Source organism: Paenibacillus sp. J22R232 (assembly GCF_056269165.1).
The window spans coordinates 190,550-210,992 of record NZ_JBWDNK010000003.1; the positions used below are offsets into that span (position 1 = coordinate 190,550).

Consider the following 20,443-nt stretch of genomic DNA (forward strand, 5'->3'; position numbering starts at 1 on the left):
AATGAACATAGATAGAATATTGCGTGCCATCGGCGCCCGTCCTGAAGATCAGCGCAAGCTGCTTCTGATGGCGCCTGTTTTTTTTATTTGCGGCATATCGGAGATGCTTAATTACAACGGGTTCATGACACTGTTCAATCAGCGGTTCGGAAGCGAATACTTGCCCTATGTCTACGCTGCGGAAGCGGTTATTTTGCCGCTTGAGGCGTGGTTGCTGTCATGGCTGGCGGTTAAGCTGCCCAAACCAAAGCTGATGCGGGTATTGTATGGCATTTTGCTCGGCATCGTGCTGTTTAATGCGACTGTACTGCTAGTGCTTCAGGGCCTTGGTCTGGAAGCAAGGGCTTACTATCCGGTTCTGTTCATCGCATCGAGCTTCGTTGTCCGGCAGCAGACGCTGCTGCTATGGAGCCTTGCCGTAGACTTATGCTCTACGCAGCAGGCGAAGCGGCTGATGCCAGTGTTCGTAGGCTCCGCCACGCTTGGCGGGGTAGCAGCAGGCTTGCTCGCTCAACTCATTAGTTTAGCTTTCGGGCCAGAGGTCGTTTATGCGGCGGGGGGGCTGCTGCTGCTTGCGGCGTTGCCCAATTACCGCAAAGTTATCACGCGGTATTTGGTTCCGCTGTCTATTAAGATGGAGGCTAATGCACAGGAAGAAGAGCATGTATCGACCGCCGCCGTGTTCAAGCATGCGCTCAGGTCTCCTTTTTTGCTGACGGTCATTCTGTTGATGACGCTTATGCCGGCGCTGTATTTCCTCATGGAATACGAGTTTCTGAATGTAACCAAGATGTCTTTCCCGAGCGAGCAGGCCTTTAGCCGCTTCTTCGGAATGATTACGATGGTTTTGTTCGTGCTTGCGTTCCTGCTCCAGACCGTATCAGGAAAACTGATGGCTCGACTTGGCGCGAGCCAGATGCTCACGGCCATTTCCGGCGTATACGTGCTTTCCTTTGCAGCCGCTTTGTTTTTCGTGGGCGGCACGGCTGCATTGCCGATTATTTCGGTCGGCTACATGCTGCTGTATTTGCTACTGTATTACTCTGCGGAGCCCTCGTACCAGCTGTTCTTCAAGACGCTCCCGCTTGCACAGCGCGACAGCTACCGTTATGCAGCCCAAGGAATTGCGGCATCAGCCGGTATCATGATCGGAGCGGGGCTACAGTTTCTGCATTCGGGCTTCGGCTTGTCTTGGACGGCGCTTTCCTTTGTCGGATTCGCAGGAGCGGCACTACTGTTCGTGCTTGCCTGGTTCGGCAGAAGGTTTTATATGCGCGAGCTCGTAAGCAGCGTACAAACGATCGGCGAGCAGGATTTGGCCGAGCAATTCGATGAATTCGGTCGGGACGATGCTGCCATTGCCGAAGTCAAAAAGATGCTTAAGCTGCCGGCTGACTCAGCGAAGGAGATCGCATTGCAAATTTTGGCGAGGCTGCAAAATCCGAATGACCTTCCCGAATTGCTGGAGTTGATTGATGATCCGAATCCTCGAATTAGGGTCGCTGCGGTAAGGGCAATGAATTTGGAGAGTGCCGACCTTCATGCAATGGTTAAGGTTGCGGCATTTCTAGAGGATCCAGACGACGAGATGCGCGCGGAAGGCGTAAGACAAATCGGCAGAATGAAGCATATGGAGCATCAAGCGTTTTTCTTCCTTCGCCAAAAACTGCTCGATAACCATCCAAGCGTTGTCGCGGAAGCCGTTAAAGCGATGTACTCCTTTAATAATGCCCCTAGCCTTGAAGCCTGTGCGGAGGTTATTGACCGTATTTTGGATGAAGGCGGAGAATCGTCTGTTTATATTTGCCGTGTCATTGCGGAGCTGGAGCTTAGAAATTTTATTCCTAAGGTCGAACGGCTAGCGGAAGAGGCTCACCCTGCTGCCAGGGTAGCGGCAATCGCTTGTCTTGGACGGCTGCAGGTTGTCACGATCATTCCCATGCTGCTCGAGAAGCTGCCGCTTATGGATCAGGAGATGCTGAGAACGGCGACTCAGAGCTTTATCGCCATGGGGAATGGCGCGGTTCGGCCGCTGCTTGACAGCTTGCCGGACTCCCCGCCGAAGCACTGGAATTCAGCGATATCTGCACTCTCTGCGCTGCTGCCGGACGAACAGGTCCGTACGGTGCTTGCCGATGAGGCGCTAAAGCGACTTAGCGAGCTGGAAGCGGCTTTAGGTTATTCCGCTTCGCTACAGCGACTTGGCCAATCCGAGCTTTCGGAGCTTGCGCTGCGGCGCTGGCGCGAGGTTCGCACCTTTATTATTGAAGGGGTATGGGCTGTATTGACGAAGCTTGCGGACGAACAGGTCGTTGATGCAATCAGGCGCGCCGCAGAGGACGAGGATGAAGAAATTCGCAGCAATGCTTGGGAGGTATTGGCGGAAGGGATGGGCGAGCGGCGACTTTCCCAGTATCTGCTCACCGTCCTTGAGCGTGGAGAAGAAGGGACAGCCGTCGATACGGATAGCGATGCACTCGCCATATTGGAGAATGCAAGGCAGGGCAATGACGATTGGTGGCGGGAAATTGCCGCTGCTGCTTTAGTAGAGGAGGAGATGCAAGTGGGAAGCGAACAGCAGATAATGAGCCGCTTGAATAAGGTTATTTTTCTTCGGCAGGTTCCTTATTTCGCTGATCTGTCGCTGGAGGAGCTTGGTTTGATCGCGAACATTGCGGAGGAGCATATTTGCCTGGACGGCGAGAACCTGCTAGAGCGAGGCGAGCCTAATCCGGCCATGTATGTCATCGTTGACGGCAACATAGAGCTTACGAGCATCTCGGCAGCCGGCTGGGAAGGAACGATCGGCGTACTAGGCACTGGCGATGTGTGCGGCGTAACATCGGCGCTCGATCATACGGCTTCAACCGTAACGGCGCAGTCCTTGCTCGGCGACGTCAAGGTGCTGAAGCTGCTCGGCGAAAACGTTTCTAGGCTCATACGGCTGTATCCGGAGATCGGAATCGGCTTGCTTCGCGCATCGTTTGCCCGCATAAGGCTGCTTGAGGAAATGATGATGCGAATTGATTCTTAGCAGGAAAGAGTGCTTTGCGGTTGCAAGCATTCGTCAGATTGCATATAATATAGATTATTGTTTCATATTCGCAGCAAAGCAATGATGGAGAAGAGTAAGCAGTACTTTCGCACAGGGAGAAGACGCCGTTGATTGAGAGCGTCTTTACGGAAACAGGCTGCCGAAGATTCACTCCGGAGCAGACGCCTGAAACGCCACAAGCGGCTTGCCGCGCGGCGCGAGTAGGGAGTGTCCGGTTCCCGCCGTTATGGGGCTAAGGGATAACAATCCGCTATAGCAGTCAAGCGTTAACCGAATGAGGTTAATAGCGATGGCGCGAGCGTTGTCCGAATTAGGGTGGTACCACGGTTCTTTCGTCCCTTCAGGGAGAGAGGGCCTTTTTTTGTGTCAAGAAATAGGGATGAAGACATGGAGGCGAAGAGTAATGAAGGACAGATTGGAAGGATTGCGCGTCGAAGCGCTTCAGGAGCTTCAGCAAGTGAACACTCCGCAGCAGCTTAACGATTTGCGCGTAAAGTATTTGGGCAAAAAAGGCGCATTGACTGAAATATTGCGTGGGATGGGCGGACTGAGCGCCGAAGAGCGTCCGGTTATCGGGCAGGTAGCGAACGATGTTCGCGCCGCGATCGAAACGGTTATTGACGAGAAGCAGGAAGCGTTCCAGCAAGCCGAAACCAATAACCGCTTGCTGGCGGAAACCCTCGATGTTACCCTTCCCGGCAAGCAGCTGCCGACAGGCTCCGTGCATCCGCTGAACAAGGTGGCGCAGGAGATTGAGGATGTATTTATCGGCTTAGGGTACACGATAGCCGAAGGACCAGAGGTTGAAGAGGATTATTATAATTTCGAAGCGTTAAACCTGCCCAAGAACCACCCGGCTCGCGATATGCAGGATTCCTTCTACGTGACCGACGACATTTTGATGCGTACGCATACTTCACCGGTACAGGTTCGAACAATGAAGGCGATGAACGGCCAGACGCCGGTTAAGGTTATTTGTCCAGGCAAGGTATACCGCCGCGATGACGACGATGCCACGCATTCGTTCCAGTTCAACCAAATCGAAGGACTCGTCATCGGCAAAAACATCCGGATGAGCGATTTGAAGGGTACGCTGCTTCAATTCGTGCAGCAAATGTTTGGCTCGCAGGCGCAGATCAGGCTTCGTCCGAGCTTCTTCCCATTCACGGAGCCTAGCGCGGAGGTTGACGTTACCTGCGTGCAATGCGGCGGCAAAGGCTGCCGGATGTGCAAGCAAACGGGCTGGCTCGAAATTCTTGGCTGCGGCATGGTTCATCCGCGCGTGCTTGAAATGGGCGGCTATGATCCTGAAGAGGTTAGCGGCTTTGCGTTCGGTATGGGCGTTGAGCGCATTGCTCTATTGAAATACGGCATTGACGATATTCGTCATTTCTATACGAACGACCTGCGGTTTTTAAGTCAATTCGCAAGAATGTAGCAATGAGAGAAAGGATGATAACAGATGAATGTATCCTATAAATGGTTAAACGAATATATCGACCTGTCCGGCTTCACAGGGCAGGAGCTCGCGGAGAAAATGACACGCGGCGGCATCGAAATCGACGTTGTCGAATCCCGCAATAAAGGCGTGAACGGCGTCGTTGTCGGCTATGTGAAATCGAAGGAAAAGCACCCGGATGCCGATAAGCTGAACGTATGCAAGGTGGATGTGGGCACGGGCGAGGAGCTGCAGATCGTATGCGGCGCCAAAAACGTTGATGCAGGCCAGCTTGTTCCGGTTGCCGTTATCGGCGCGGTTCTGCCCGGCGATTTCAAGATCAAGCGCGCAAAGCTGCGCGGCGTGGAGTCGCAAGGCATGATCTGCTCGGCAAAGGAGCTCGGCTTGAATGAGAAGCTTCTGCCGAAGGAGCAGCAGGAAGGCATTCTCGTCCTGCCGGAATCGGCCAAAATCGGAACGCCAATTGGCGATGTGCTTGGCATTAACGATGAGGTGCTTGAGCTTGATTTGACGCCTAATCGTTCAGACTGCCTTAGCATGCTGGGCGTAGCCTATGAGATCGGCGCATTGACCGGTCGCGAGGTTCGCCTCCCGAGCGCCAATATTAATCATACGACCGTACGTACGGACAGCTTGGTCTCAGTGAGCATCAGCGCCCCAGAGCAATGCTCCCACTATTCCGCACGCTACATTAAAGGCGTGAAGATTGCGGCTTCGCCGCTATGGCTGCAGAACCGTCTCATGGCTGCAGGCGTTCGTCCTATCAATAACGTCGTTGATGTGACCAATTTCGTAATGCTGGAGTATGGCCAGCCTCTGCATGCATTCGATGCGGATCGTTTGCCAGGAGGCCGTATCGATGTCCGGCTTGCGAAATCGGGAGAAACCTTGGTAACGCTGGATGATCAGGAGCGCAAGCTTGAGCCTCATATGCTCGTTATCACGGATGGAGCGCAGCCGATTGCCTTAGCAGGCGTGATGGGCGGAGCTAGCACAGAGGTAACGGGCGCGACGGTTAATATATTGCTGGAATCGGCGAGATTCGATGGCGGTACCGTACGCAAAACATCGCGTCAGCTCGGCCTTCGTTCGGAGTCAAGCATTCGCTTCGAGAAAGAGGTTGACCCTGCGCGCGTCATTCCGGCGCTGGATCGTGCCGCGGCGCTTATTGCCGAGCTCGCGCAAGGCTTAGTCACGGAAGGAATCGTAGAGGCTGCGTCAGCGGAAGCGAAGCCGGCCAAAGTAGCGGTATCGCTGGACAAAATCAATGGCTACCTTGGCACGGAACTATCCCGTCTAGAGGTACAAACGATATTCGGGCGTTTGCACTTTGAGTATGAGCTATCTGACAGCAACGTGTTTACCGTGAACGTGCCAACGCGCCGCGGCGATATTACACGTGCGGTTGATCTCATCGAGGAAGTCGCTCGTCTCCACGGCTATGATGAAATTCCGACAACGTTGATTCACGGTGACGTGGTGCCTGGGTCTTTGACGAAGCCGCAGGCGATCCGCCGCGAGCTGCGCAAGCGTCTATCGGATGCGGGAATGCATGAGGTGGTCAGCTATTCCTTCACGGGACCTGAGCGGACGAAGCTCTTCCCGGCGCTTGCTGATCAAGCTCAGCCTGTCAAGCTCGCAATGCCAATGAGCGAAGACCGCAGCGTACTGCGTACGACGCTGATTGCACAGCTGCTGGAAACAGCCGCTTATAATCGCAATCGCAAAAATGAATCCGCTTTGCTGTTTGAAATCGGCAGCGTATTCCATACAGATGAAGCGCAGCTGACGCGTCTGCCGCAGGAGAAGCACCGCTTTGCAGCGCTGCTTACAGGCAATCGCTCGGACGCTCAGTGGAACGCGAAGGCAGCGCAGGTGGATTTCTACGATGCAAAAGGCATCCTCGAGACGGTATTCGCGGTGCTTGGCTTAACGGCAAGCGTTTCTTACGAGGCGGCGCAGCCGGAGCATTTCCACCCAGGCAGGACGGCAGCCGTCCTTCTTCATACGCCGAAAGGCAACGAGGTAATCGGCTATGTGGGTCAATTGCACCCAGCCCTTCAATTGGAAGCGGATCTCGCTGATACCTACGTGCTCGAAATCGGTCTTGATCTTGTGTACGATCTAGCGGATTCCGCGATTGCTTATAAAGTGCTTCCTCGTTATCCGTCTATGCAGCGTGATATCGCAGTCGTGGTGGATCATGAGGTAGCCGCTGCCAAGCTGACAGGCGTCGCATGGGATGTTGCCGGCGAGTTGCTGGAGTCGGCTCGAATCTTTGACGTTTTCACGGGAGAGAAGCTTGGCGCGGGCAAAAAGAGCGTAGCGCTGTCCCTCGTATACCGTCATGGTGAGCGAACGCTGACCGATGAAGAGGTAACAGAGCTGCACGGCAAGGTCGTTTTACAATTAGAACAATCTTTTGCTGCTGAATTGCGCAAGTAGGCAGGAAACCTTTAAAGCCGCATCGAAATAGTTCCTAGTGAGCTAATGATGCGGCTTTTTTCCTTTTGAACATGAGGCATAACGCTCGATGCAGGTCGTTATATGCCTTTCATTCACCGCGAAAAGAAAGCAGCTCCTTTATCTGGACGATAGACGTCTATGCTTGCTCTACTTGGACAATAGGAGGATTCGCCTTAATGGATGCTGAACAAACGGTAGTTACGGTTGATATATATGGAGTTCAATATAAATTAAAAGGTCATTCCAACGTGGAATATATGAAACGAGTCGCGACAGCGATAGACGAGAGCATGAAGAAGCTGGCAAAAGGATATCCGCGCCTCGATATGCCAAAGCTTGCGGTGCTCTCCGCGGTTCAAATAACGGAGGAAGTATTCCGGCTTCGTCGCGATAACGTTCGCCTTCTGGAAGAGGAAGCGAAGCTGAACCTGCTCATAAGAGAGCTGGAGCAGATTAGCGAACAGGCAGTGACGCTGAAGGCGGAGCTTGCAGAAACGAAGCGAATGGCGAGCGAGCAGCTGCAGCAAGCGAAGGATGCGGCAGAGGCTGAGCTGTCCGAGATGCTGGCGCTGGCAGCGGAGCAGGCCGCGGCAGAGAAAGCTGCGGCCGCCGAGGCGATGCAGCAGCAGGAGGCAGCCCTTGCTCTGCTGACACAGGAGCATGCAGAGCAGATTGCCGAGCTGCGGACGAAGAAGGACGAGCAGCTGGCCCAGGTCCAGTCTAAAAAGGATTCTGAGCTGAATGAGCTGAAACGGACGCTGGAAGCGCAGCTGTCGGAGGTGCGAAGCACGAAGGATGCGGAGCTTGCAAGGCAGAAAAGCCATCTTCAGCTGGAGCTCACCGCATTGCAAAGCCAGAAGGAGACGGAACTAGCTGAGCTGCAAAGCATGAAGGAGCTGGAGCTCGAGGAGCTTCAAGGCCAGAAAGAAGATGAGCTGGCCGAGCTGAAAAGAATAACGGAAGCTGAGATTTATGAGCTGAGGGAAGCGAAAGCGAGCTTGCAGCAGGAGCTTGAGCTGGAGAAGGACATCCAGCTTTCAGAGCTTGAAAGCAAGAAGGATAATGAACTGAGAGCACTGCGCGAGGAAAAAGACGAGCAGCTAAGTACGATGACAACGGTGCACGAAGCAGCTCTTCAAGCGGCAATCGGAGAGAAAGAGCAGCTGCTCGCCGAGCTTGCGGAGGGCTGGCAGTCCAAATGGGATGAGCGGGAGCTGAGCTGGCTTGCTCACGCGGAATCGTCGCAATTGGAGCTGGCACGCCTCAGCGAGGAGCGGGAACAGGCTTGGAAGGCTGAAACAGCAAATGCGGAGCAGGCATACCGCGCAGACCTGGAGCGCCGCAGAAACGGGTGGCTGGAGGAGCGAAGCAGGCTGCAGACGCAGATTGCGGAGCTCCAGCAAGGTTGGACGGCAGACAAGGATACGCTCGGAGCTCGCATTTCGGAGGCGGAGGAACAGCTCGTTCAGGCGATGGAGCAGGAAGAAGCGTCCCGAACCTCATATGCGGAGCTGGAGAGCCGATTAGAAGACAAAGAGAATGAATTGCAGCATGCTCAAAGCGAGCTTGCAGAGACGACCTTGCAGGTTGAAGCGCTGCGCGAAAGCCATGCCGGGTCGGCTGCTCAAATCCAAGAGCTTGAGCAGAAGCTTGTTCATGAACGCAGCCATGTCTCTGCTGCGGATAAGCGGGCTACGGATTTGCAGCAGCGCCTGAAGGATGCCTTGGAGCGTGAACAGCAGCAAGGACAGACTTTGGTACAGCTTGAAGAGCTGCAAAAACAGCTAGAGGAACAGGTGCTTCAGCTTCAGCTTGAGGTAGAGGAGAAAGCGCTTGGCGAGCAGGTACAAAGGGAAGAGCAGCGAAGCCTGCTGCGCACAGAGCTTGAGAATCAGCGCGAGCTGCTGCAAGCAGAGCATGAACAGCAGCTGGCTGCGATGGAGGAAGAGAAGCGCGAGCTGGCTAGAACGCTGCGCTTGGAAAACGAGGAGCAGCTAAGAATCGTCGAAGCGGAAAGCGATGAGCTGTTCAAGCAGCTATCCGCTGAGAGCAACGAGCGCTATGAACAGCTTGCCGCAGAGCGCGACGCTCGCCTTGCCTCATTGGCGGAAGAGCATGAAGCCAAGCAGAATCAGCTTGTTAATCGCCACGAGGAGCAGTTGCTGGAGCAAGAAAAGCAAAACGAGGAACAGCGTAAACAGCTAGCTCTTGATTATGAGAAGCAGCTTCAACAGAAGAATGCCGATCAGGCTGAGCAAGGCAGGAAGCTGGCCGAACAGCTGGAAGAGCAGCTTTTGGAGCAAGCGCTGCAGCAAGAGGAGCATGTGAAACAGCTTGCTCGCGAGCATGAGGAGCAGCTAAGGCAGAAGAAGGCTGAATTCGAAGGTCAGTACAAGCAGCTCGCCAACCAATACGAAGAACAGCTTCTGGAACAAGCGCTGCAGCAAGAGGAGCATGTGAAACAGCTTGCTCGCGAGCATGAGGAGCGGCTAGGGCAGAAGAAAGACGAGTTCGAAGATCTGCAGAATCAGCTTGTTAATCGCCACGAAGAGCAGCTGCTGGAGCAAGAAATGCAAAACGAGGAACAGCGTAAACAGCTAGCTCTTGATTATGAGAAGCAGCTTCAGCAGAAGGATGCCGTTCAAGCAGAGCAAGGCAGAAAGCTGGTTGACCAGCTGGAAGAGCAGCTTCTGGAGCAAGCGCTGCAGCAAGAGGAGCATGTCAAACAGCTTGCACGCGAGCATGAGGAGCGGCTAGGGCAGAAGAAAGACGAGTTCGAAGGTCTGCAGAATCAGCTTGTTAATCGCCACGAGGAGCAGCTGCTTGAGCAAGAAATGCAAAACGAGGAACAGCGTAAACAGCTAGCTCTTGATTATGAGAAGCAGCTTCGGCAGAAGGATGCCGATCAAGCAGAGCAAGGCAGAAAGCTGGTTGAACAGCTGGAAGAGCAGCTTCTGGAGCAAGCGCTGCAGCAAGAGGAGCATGTGAAACGGCTTATTCGCGAGCATGAGGAGCAGAACAAGCAGCTGGCTGACGAGTACGAGCAGAAGGCCAAAGCTTACGCGGCTCAGCAGTCAGCTCGCTCCGAGCAGCTGGTTGACCAATATGAGGAACGATACATTGCGCTTGCTGCCAAGCAGGAGGAAGAACGGGCTTTGCTGTCACAAGAGCAGGAGGATCGCATTCTTCAATTGGAGGCTGAACATGACGAGCATGTCAAGCAGCTGGCGGCAAACCAAGAGGAGCTGCTTCTGCAGCAGCAGCATGATTACGAGAGAATGCTTCAGAAGCTGCAGGCGCAGCTGGATCAAATCGAGCAAATCGCGGCTTCCGCAGCCCATGTGGAGCAATCGATGAAGTCGGAGATGGAGCAGCTGCAGCTTAGGGAACAGGAGCTTACCGAGCAGCTTGAATGGACGGCTGCCAGGGAGCGGATTGCTGCACAGCAGCTTGAAGCAGCATCGGCCCGCGAACGCGAGCTCGCCAACCAATTGCAAGAGCAGCAGCAATTCGCGGAGCTGGCCGCAGCTGAAGCTGACCGGCTTGCAGGTGAGAAGCAGTCGCGGCAAGCGGAGGAGAACGCCATGCGCGAGCGGCTTGATCTGGCTATGCAGGAGGCGGCAGCAGCCACTGAGCTCAAGGAGGAGCTAAGCGAGCATGCCCTGAAGCTTGCTAGAGAGCGCGAAGAGGCAGCAAGCGCTCTAGAGTCACTCTCCTTCGAGCGGGATGAAGCAACCCGCTCGGCTGAGAAGCTTGCAGGAGACCATGCCGACTTGCAGGAGCAGCACCATAAGCTGAAAAACGAGTATTCGAAGCTGCAGACGGAATATAATGAGTGGATTGAGCTCATTGAGCATAGCTAGCTGCCAGAGTAACAAACGTTAAAGTGTAAGTGTGCTATTTCAAAAGTCATTATGGGAGCTTTCAGTTTCCATTTGTTAAGCCGTATAGGTTAAAAAACCTTCAGCCCCACTTTATAGTGGGGCTGAAGGTTTTTTTGCGCATGTCATGGGAATGGCCGATTCTGTGTTACCTTTTGGGATCGCTCCTCCATGAATCAAGAAAAGCAGCATCAACCATAAGAAACGATCGTGCCTGTCGGGCCGCCAGCAGGCAGGCTAGCTAACCGGATCAGATCAGGCGTTACAATGGCGGGATCTTTGCCCGTCGCATGCATTTCTGAGCGAAGCGTCCCTGGATTATAGAGATTGGCTAGAATACCGTGCTCATGCTCCTCGCCCGCGAGCGTGCGCGTCAAAGATTCTAATCCGGCCTTGGCTGCGCTGTATGCGGCATAACCGCCTGCGCCGCTCCATGATAGCCCCGAGGTTATATTGATAATACGCCCGTATTTTGCTTTGCGCATAGCCGGCAGTACAGCTTTCGTCAGCAAAAAGGGACCCGTTAGGTTTGTTGCTATTTGGTTTTGCCAATCTTCGGAGGTCAGCTCGAGCACGGTACCGGATTCGAAAACCGCAGCGTTGTTCAGAAGAATATCGATGCGTCCGAAATGCGCGATAACAGCTGCGACGGCATCCTGCACCTGCTGTTCCTCCGCGACATCCGTTTGCAGAATAAGTGCTTCCTTTTGGAATTTCTCCTTTACGAGTGCCGCAGTCTCTTCCAATTTGGATAAGCGCCTTCCCAATAATACGATCTCCGCGCCTGCCGCGGCAAAAGAAATCGATGCAGCGCGTCCCAGTCCGCTTCCAGCTCCGCTAATAATGGCGACTCGATTGTGTAGGTTGCCCATCACCATTCCTCCATTCGCTGTTCATTTGTGAATATCTTATCAGAGGTGAAGCTGCAGGGAAAGAGCAATCATGATCCGAATGCGCGAGGACGGGCTAGAATCTAAAATTATTGCACCAAAAGGTAAAAACAAAGTGTACCCTTTGCAATTGTATAATGAGCATGGGTCGAAATTGAAAGCGGTTGCAAATCGACGAGAGAAAGGGTGCGGAAGAATGAATCAAACGATTCAACGAAAATGGGGAAAAAAAATGTTGTCGATGGTGCTTGCCGGGGTCCTCGTGACCAGCGTGTCAGCAAATGCCGGAACACCTGTCTATGCGGCGGAAAGTATTGTTTTTAAAACACAGGTCGGAGGGGTATTCAACGGGATGCCGTTGTTTGACGGCAATCCGGACCACTTGGACGCTTATGTGGATACGTATTTCGACTATACGGGCCTAGAGGGTCCGGCGGTTTATGTGACAGGCTCCCGCAATCATTACACGCTCACCCAAGGACCGAATGCGGGAAAAGTCATTCCGGGAGCGTTGGCTGCCGCGGATAACGTTCAAGGGGTATCGACCGACTTTCCTGCATTGGTCGGAATGGGACAAACCTGGAACAAGGAGCTGCTCGCTGATATTGGCAAGGTGATGGGGAATGAAAAAATCAGCTTGCTCAAAGTAAAGCAGGGTGAATCCAATATTCATGGCGGCGCCAATGCATCTGCGACGGTTGCCTTTACGGTAGTCAGCGATATGCGGATCAACCCATTGAGCGGGCGGTTTGACGAAGGTTATTCCGAGGATCCATACATGGCAGGCACACTCATTGATGAGATGGCATCTGGACTTAGCGGTATCGACCAGCCGGCCAGCGAAGACGGCTTCTGGATGCGTGCGGCTGTCGGTACGAAGCATTATTCGGTGTACAATGCGCAGTGGTTCCGCGAAAGCGCGAACAACAGCGCTGGGGCAAGAGCCATGTTCGAATACCAGACGCGTAGTCCGCTCAAAGGACTGGAATCTGGCGCGATTGCGGGTGTGATGACTTCGTTTGGACGTACGAACGGCATTCCCAACATTCTTTCGCCGCTGCAGCTTCACGCAAATGATTTCTCCAAATACGGGGCATACAGCTCGCCTGACTTTAACGGCGACGCCCACGTTTCGAGCTCCGGCAACCTTAGCAACGGCTATGATGCGAACTATGCAGTAGACCGTACCCATGCGACTGTGCTTATGGCGCTCGCTGAAGCGAATGCCGGCCGTCCGTCAGGGACGACGCCCGCGGATGTTCCTGATCTTGTTGCGCTCGTGAACAAGGGCGAGTATGGCATAACTGCCGATGATCTCATCAAGGCTGCGAGATCGCATGTGAACCAGATGGTGCGCGTGGGCATTTTTAACGAGGTGGATGAGAACGGCATTCCGAAGTTTTATCCATTTGCCCAAGACGCTAAAGACGTGCGTACGGCAGCAGCAGCAACCTATAGCTTGCCGGAGCATCAGGAAGTTGCGCTGCAAGCGGCACAAGAAAGCATCGTGTTGCTCAAAAATGACGGCGTGCTGCCGCTCGCGAAAAATAAAAATGCAGCCGTGTCCGGTGTGTATGCGGATGCGAGGTTCAAAACGACATATTCGGTAGGCACGACGCCTACGCTTCCGCAATCGGGAATCTCACCGTTGCTGGCGATCATCAATGCGAACGGCGCGAACCATGTCTCGTATGATCCAGCGGGCAAAGTCATAGCTCTTACGGCTATGGGCAATAATCAGACGGTTACGGCCAACGTATATGACCCGGCTGTTACCGCAAGCGGAGCTCAGCTTATCACGACGGCTGATCCGGTGAATCCAGCTGATACGGCCCAATTGTTCGAGGTATTCGATTGGGGTCAGGAAGGCTCCAGCTTGCTCTCGCTCAAAAACAACCGCTGGGTGACTTCACCGACCGCGAACAATGGGGTTGTAGGCAATACGGATGCTACAAGATTGAACTTGACTGATAATGACTGGGATCTTGCGGCTATGCTTGGCAATACGAGTGCGATTCCGCCAAGGGTTCGCATTGAAAATAACGAGGATCAGACGATCTCCCTCGTAGCGAACGGATACAGAAGCGGCTTCTCCGGCGACTTCACGAACTGGTATTACTCGAATGGCCGTTTCATTACGGCAGGCGCGGACGCTAAGCTGAAGGCAGCGTCAGCGGTACTCGGCAATGCCGCGAACGCAGCAGTTCGCAGCGCAGACGTGAAATTCAAGGAAACCGTAGTGAAGGAAGTTGGCGAGGATACGGTTGCACGTGCAGCGATTGACGATTACGCTGTCGTATTCGTCGGCGCAGTTCCTCGTCATAGCGCGGGCGAAGGCAATGATCGCTCGAGCCTGTACATGGGTGATGCCGATTATGAGCTGGTTGATAAGGTATCGGCTGCTTTCGCGGCAAAAGGCAAAAAAACGGTTGTTGTGGTGAAAAGCAGCTTCCCGGTAGGCATTGAAGAAATTCAAAACAATCCGAATGTTGCGGCTATCGTGTACCAGCCTTATGGCGGCCAATATGATTCGCAAGCACTGGCACAAGTATTATACGGCGATTATGCGCCAACAGGCCGTTTAACCTCTACCTGGTATGCCGATATGTCAGCATTTCCGGCTATTAATAAATATGTCGTTCCAGAAGGCAACAAAACCGCTTCTCTGGCAACGATTGATCCGCGGTTTACGCTTGACATGACGAATGCTGATCCAATCGAGTCCAAGCTTACCTATATGTACACAGATGCGCAGGTTACGTATCCATTTGGATTCGGTCTTTCTTACAGTTCTTTCTCGTACAGCGATTTCGCTGCCCCTGAGAGCGCAAATGGGGATGATACGTTTACCGTTTCTGTTAAGGTGAAAAACGAAGGCAGCGTGAATACTTCTGAAGTCGTTCAGCTGTATATTAAAAACAAGCAATCCGCTTATGGCGACTCCGCTCCCAAGCAGCAGCTTGTAGGCTTCGAGAAAGTTCATTTGGCTGCCGGAGAGAACCGTACCGTCACTTTGACGGTTGACGCCAGTGACTTTGGCATTTGGGATGTGAACCAGAATAGCTTCGTTGTTGAAAATGGCGCTTATTCATTGCTGGTCGGGTCTTCCTCCCAAGATATCCACGGCGAGAAGACGATTCAAATCAACGGCGACGATATTGCGACCCTGAAGGTTTATGAGCCATTTAATGTGTTTGACCATTCATTTGTCTCGAATGAGGTCATCTATCACGAGGTGTCCAAGGAGCGTACGGCTCAAAACCTGAAGGCAAAAAATGTGGTAGGCGGCTATTATGCGGTAAGATCCAAACAAAATGGCTCATACGTAGCCATTCCTAATGTGGATATGACAGGAGCCTTGCGTGTGAGCGCTTCCGTAGCATCCGATGCTGCAGGCGGAATTATTACTTTGCATGCAGATTCTCCAAGCAGCGCGCCAATCGCAATGATTGAGGTGCCGGCCACACAGCCTCGATCCTACACGATTGCAAATGCAGCGGTTCCGGTAACGGAGCTTGGCTATGTGGATGTTCATTCGGATTTGAGCAATACAAGCTTGAAAGGCGAGCATAATCTGTATGTCGTATTCAAAGCGGCTGACCTTCGAATTGACAGCTTGGCATTCGAGAGCGAAGCGGCTGTCAGCACGGCCAGCCAAATCAATGCAGGACAAGTAAATCCTATTATTGTGATTAAAAGCGACAGCGCTCCTTTCGCGGCTGCTGCGTCTAACACCGAGAGCTGGAGCTTTGATCCAGCGGCAAGCGGACTAACGCTCGGTTCGGTTCAAGTCAATGAATCCGGTACGGAAGCGACGCTTCAATTCATGGGAACAGCAAAAGTGGCTTCGATCAGCATTCACGCAAACGCAGCTGCGTTTAATGGCAATGTGACGGACAGCAATAAGCTCACCGTCGCGATTGCGGCAGCACCTGCAACCGGCGGCGGAGGCACTCCGGTCATCACGACGCCAGCCGTATCGATTACGCCTGGAAGCGCCGCTGATACCGCGAAAGTGAATAAAATCAAGGCAGACGGTGTTACCGTAGCTTCAGCGCCGGTAAGCATCAAAGTCAACCAAGTGAGCGGCTCCTATGCGGTAGCGACCGTAACGGTAGAGAAAGAAGCAGGCAAAAAGGTTACAGCGCTCGCTTTGGTTGCCGATGACGGCACGCTGACACCTGTGCCTGGCAAGCTAACGACGGATGCAAGCGGGAAGACAGTCATTAAAGCACTCGTTTCTACGAGCGGCACATATGTAGCTATTTCTTCCGAACGCGAGTTCAACGATGTGGCTGCCAATGCTTGGTACGCTAGCGAGGTCGCGAAGGCTAACAGCCTGCTGCTGATCAATGGCGTGACGACTTCAACGATGCAGCCAAGCGCTCCTACTACGAAAGCACAAACCCTGATGGTTGCACTGAACGTGCTTGGCATAGCTCCAATTACAAACGCGGCCGATGGGAAATGGTATGATGCGGTTGTGAGAGCGGCGGGTCAGCATGGACTGGTGAGTTATGACTCGCTGGCATCCGATACGCCAATGTCGCGAGAAGGAATGGCTGCCGTGCTTGCAAATGCCCTGAAGCATGCGGGTGTTGACATTACGCTGAGTGAAGCAGAGGTCAGCAAGCTGCTCCAAGGTTACAAGGACGCATCAAGCATTTCCAAAGAGAACCGTAACGCAATGGCGATTGCCATTAAATACGGTATTTTCAAAGGGACGCCTGCGCAGCAATTGCTGCCTGCAAGCACCATTACACGAGCGGAGCTGGCTGCTGTTGCCCTCCGCGCACATGGCACTATCGTGAACTTGATCCCTTAATTTAGTAGACAGAAAACAGCCTGCTCCTCATTAGAGGGCAGGCTGTTTTTGCTGGAAAAGTAAGTCTTTATAGGTTTCACACGATAAAATATTGTTCTATCTCTACGAGAAACGGATTCCGTCCTCTAGCAGAGGACGGCGTCAGGCGTTTCTTCTTGACGTATAGGAAAGGATATGAGTTTGCTCATCCTTTCCCGATACGTTTCTCCGAAACGATGGCGTCTACAGACAGGACGTGGTCAGGCGTTTCTCTTAAAATAAAGGAAAGGATATCCTTTCGCCTACTTTCTCTATATTGCTACGCGAAACGTAAGCTTAGCCGCCAGAGGACGGCTTCAGCCGTTTACGCTTGATGATCAGCTTTTTCTGAATTCCTCGGGTGTCGCGCCAGTCATTTTCTTGAATACCCGGAAAAAGTATTTCGGGTTGTCGAAGCCAAGCTGCTTGGCTACCTTATAAACTTTGTCATCAGAGTTTTTAAGCAGCGTTTTTGCTTGCTCGATCCGAAGCTGGTTAATATAATCGGTGAAATTATGCGATGTTTTTTCTTTGAACAAGAAACTGAGATAGCTTGGATTGAGATAAAAGAGCGATGATATTTTTTCAAGGGTCAGATCCTTGGTGTAATTTTTGTGGATATAGGTTTTAATATTTTCGATCACATTTTCGGACGCATAGACAGAGCTTTCCTTCAAGAGGTCGGCGGTGCCCATCAAGACCGTAAGCAGATACTCGCGAATCGAATCCAGATCAAAGGAGATGTTCAGCACGGATTCCAGACTTGAGGAGGGGGCGCCGTCGGCATGTGTCTGCAAATAGACGGACAGCATCTTTTTGACCTCTTGAATCATATCCCGGCTTTGCTCCTTCAACTGGGCGAGAGAGACGGCGGGCTGACGGATATAAAAGGCGAAAAAGTCGAGGACCAGCTCCTGAACCTTCAGGCTCTTGCCCGACTCCACCAGAAACAACAGCTCATGCGTTCTTTCCCAAAGCATGACATCAGGCCATTCGCCTTGCTTTTCGTACAGGTAACAGCGGCCGAAATCGGCAATCGAACGCTGATCGAGCGCGGTAATGGTTTCGTGATGGGCTTGCCGAAGCATGCCGATGTCGTGGAATACATTGCTGATGCCCACGCAGCCTTCGCTGCCTTTTCTCACGCTTACGGCATTAATGAGCTGCTCGGCTGTCCGTTTGGCGGATGCAAGCTTGTCCGAATCGGGCTGCCCGGCTGGAAACGAAATAAGGATAAAAGCCAGCTTGTCGCTTTGGGAATGGGGAATATACACATATTCCGGCTGCAGCTCATCGATATGCTGAGCATTCGAATCAGGCGCGTATACGGTAAGCAGAATAAACGCAGGAGCTGCTAGAGCCTCCTTCAAGCGAGCGGATTGAAAGGTGGGCAGCTTATCCCGTTGGTGAATGCCGATAATAAGATTGAGCAGGGATTGTACATCGGAATGGTAGCTGATCTGCTCATTTTCTGCGGTCTTCTGCACAACCTCCTGTTTGACGCTCTGATCCTTCTCGAGAGCTTCGATCGCCTGCTCCAGCGTGCGGTGAATCTCTTCGCGGCTGAACGGCTTAAGCAAGTAGCTGACGACCTTTGCCGAGATGGCCTCTTTCATGTAATCAAAGTCCGAGTGCCCGCTGATCACGATTATTTTTTTGTCGGGGTAGAGCTGATGGACGGTTTTCATTAACGACTTTCCATCCATCTCGGGCATGCGCATATCCGTAAAGATGATATCAGGGTTCTGGCTGCCGATTAGCTCTAAAGCATCTGCGCCGTTATCGGCTTCACCTGCGAAGGCTAGAGGCTCGCCATAGGATTGTATTTTTTTGAGCAGCCCCTTCCGAATCAAGGGCTCATCGTCTACGATAATGAATGAGTACATGCTGTTGTCACCTCTTCTCCCATTTAGACGGAACGGCAATTTTGACAGTGGTGCCCATGTTTTTCTCGCTAGTGACGGTCAGGCCGTTCTCCAAGCCATAATAAAGCGCCAGCCTGGAATGTACGTTTTTAATGCCGATGCTTTGCCTTGACCGTTGTCCGATCGCAGAAAATTCAGCAGGCTGGGACAGCAGCAGCCTAAGCTCTGAAACTTGCTCGTGCGACATGCCGACTCCGTCATCGCAAATTTCGAAAAAGACCATTTCTTCGCGCTCATAGCCTTTTATGGTGATGCTGCCTTTGCCCCGTTTGTTTTCTAAACCGTGATAAATGGCGTTTTCTACGAGCGGCTGCAGAAGAAGCTTCAGCATGTTGACCTGCAAGATTTGCTCGTCAATCTGTTTGTTGAACGTAATTTTATCGCCGTATCGAATTTGCTGAATCGCCATGTAGTTGTCTACATGCTGAATTTCCTCGGAAGCAGCGACTAACTCGCTATCGGTTTTGATGCTGTACCTGAACATATCGCCCAGCGCTTTCGTCATGACAACGATGCTTTCGACCTCCTCGATCTCGGCGATGCTGTTAATGGACTCAAGCGTGTTGTACAGGAAATGCGAGTTGATTTGAGCTTCAAGCGCTTTCATTTGCGAGTCCATCGTGAGGATCCTATTTTGGTAGCTCTCGCGGATATGCGTATCGATATCCTTCATCATTTTGTCGAATTCATGGTACAGTATGCCGATTTCGTCGACTCTTTTGTTGTCGGCTTTGATCGTGACGATACGCTCTGCTTTATTCCTGCGCATAACCTTCGTCAGCTGTATGATCGGCTTCGTAATTAAATTGGACAAGAAGAAGGAAAGGAGCAGGAAGATGACGGCGCATGAAACCGAAACGTAAATGATAAGCTTCTGCGAGATTCCGTACTCTTCATAGACCTTGGCGACGGAAATGTTGGCGATAACTTTCCAGTTGTTGCTCGGAATCGTTTGGATAACCGTTAAGCTCTTGGCATCGTTGAACTGCTGCTTGGTGCCCTCCATGGCAAGTGTCTTGCTTAGAAGCTCTTCTGGCAGATCTTCGCCAGCGAGACTGTTGGTGCCGTCAAACAATATTTTCCCTTTCTCATTCGCCAAGTAAATATTGGAGATGCTTGGAGCGGGATTCCGGTTCACCCCGGCGAAGATGTTCATGCTGCAATCCAGCATGAACACGCCAAGAAATTCATTGGAATTGGGATCATAAAGCGCTCTTGAAAAGCCGATGGAAGGCTTCGCATTAATGATGTAGGGCTTTGTTTCAACATCGCCGATGAACAGGTCGCCTTTGCTTGCAATAGTCTGCTTGTACCAATCGTCAGCGAAAGGAACGTAGTCGACCATAAGATCTGTTCCGTTGCCGTAGCTAATGAATTTCCCATCCGGCATAAAAAGATAAATACCATTAATGTAATTATAACCCAATAAAATATTCTCGAAAATAAGCTTCAGCTTAGCCCGGGTAATGAATATTTCGTATTGGTCATTCGTGTTGCGCAGCTTTCTGAGCTCGTCGCTAACGGTTGTGTAAGCGGTTGCGGTTGAGGATTGCTGCTGCACCGTAATCGAGATTCGGTCAATATTTTGCAAAATATCCTCAATGCTTTTCACCGAGTTGTTGATCGTTGTTGAAGCGACTAGGGAGGTCTGTTCATTGACAAGCTTGGTATAGCTGCGGTAAGAGCTTACGCTAACCACAATAATGGGCACAATGGATACTAGGACAAGCACGAGAAACAGCTTGGTTTTAATATTAAAAAAGAGCATACACGTATCCTCCTCGTTTGTCTAATCTAAAAATAGTGCACCAAATGAGCCAAAGCATTTATACTGTTTCTCACATTATTATAAAAGTGTGCTCAAGGCAATAGCGTTTCATGAAAAGCAGGAGAGAGCCAGCCTGCGACACAAACAATGAAAACA

9 protein-coding genes are annotated in these 20,443 nt (G+C 52.2%); 6 read left to right on the forward strand and 3 right to left on the reverse strand.

All coding sequences use genetic code 11. The annotated features are described in order from the left end of the window. The first annotated feature begins 1 nt into the window (after position 1). The 5 genes from AC0YN3_RS11865 (at position 2) to AC0YN3_RS11885 (ending at position 10,843) form a co-directional block, all read left to right on the forward strand. Positions 2 to 3,034, forward strand: a complete 3,033-nt coding sequence (locus tag AC0YN3_RS11865) for an Npt1/Npt2 family nucleotide transporter (RefSeq protein WP_475775268.1) — start codon at positions 2 to 4, stop codon at positions 3,032 to 3,034. Positions 3,035 to 3,162: 128 nt separating this feature from the next. Further along, positions 3,163 to 3,291 (forward strand): hypothetical protein, encoded by a 129-nt coding sequence (locus tag AC0YN3_RS11870; RefSeq protein WP_475775269.1) that lies wholly within the window; start codon positions 3,163 to 3,165, stop codon positions 3,289 to 3,291. A 167-nt stretch (positions 3,292 to 3,458) separates the two neighbouring features. Next, a complete protein-coding gene (pheS, locus tag AC0YN3_RS11875; protein ID WP_441941322.1) occupies positions 3,459 to 4,493 on the forward strand; it encodes a phenylalanine--tRNA ligase subunit alpha in 1,035 nt (344 codons plus the stop codon). 24 nt (positions 4,494 to 4,517) lie between these two features. Then, on the forward strand, positions 4,518 to 6,959 hold the full coding sequence (pheT, locus tag AC0YN3_RS11880) for a phenylalanine--tRNA ligase subunit beta (RefSeq protein WP_475775270.1): 2,442 nt from the start codon (positions 4,518 to 4,520) through the stop codon (positions 6,957 to 6,959). A 197-nt stretch (positions 6,960 to 7,156) separates the two neighbouring features. After that, entirely contained in the window at positions 7,157 to 10,843 is a 3,687-nt protein-coding gene (locus AC0YN3_RS11885; protein WP_475775271.1) for a hypothetical protein, read from the forward strand. A gap of 209 nt (positions 10,844 to 11,052) precedes the next feature. Here AC0YN3_RS11885 and AC0YN3_RS11890 read toward each other — a convergent pair whose 3' ends face one another. Further along, complete coding sequence (locus AC0YN3_RS11890) at positions 11,053 to 11,733, reverse strand: SDR family NAD(P)-dependent oxidoreductase (protein WP_475775272.1); 681 nt, start codon at positions 11,731 to 11,733, stop codon at positions 11,053 to 11,055. Positions 11,734 to 11,947: 214 nt separating this feature from the next. Here AC0YN3_RS11890 and AC0YN3_RS11895 point away from each other — a divergent pair, with 214 nt between their 5' ends. Beyond that, positions 11,948 to 16,576 (forward strand): glycoside hydrolase family 3 C-terminal domain-containing protein, encoded by a 4,629-nt coding sequence (locus AC0YN3_RS11895; protein WP_475775273.1) that lies wholly within the window; start codon positions 11,948 to 11,950, stop codon positions 16,574 to 16,576. 356 nt (positions 16,577 to 16,932) lie between these two features. Here AC0YN3_RS11895 and AC0YN3_RS11900 read toward each other — a convergent pair whose 3' ends face one another. Then, on the reverse strand, positions 16,933 to 18,480 hold the full coding sequence (locus AC0YN3_RS11900) for a response regulator transcription factor (protein ID WP_475775274.1): 1,548 nt from the start codon (positions 18,478 to 18,480) through the stop codon (positions 16,933 to 16,935). Between the two features lie 7 nt (positions 18,481 to 18,487). Next, the gene (locus AC0YN3_RS11905; protein WP_475775275.1) at positions 18,488 to 20,287 is read right to left on the reverse strand and encodes a sensor histidine kinase; all 1,800 of its coding nucleotides are present in this window, start codon (positions 20,285 to 20,287) and stop codon (positions 18,488 to 18,490) included. Positions 20,288 to 20,443: the final 156 nt, after the last annotated feature.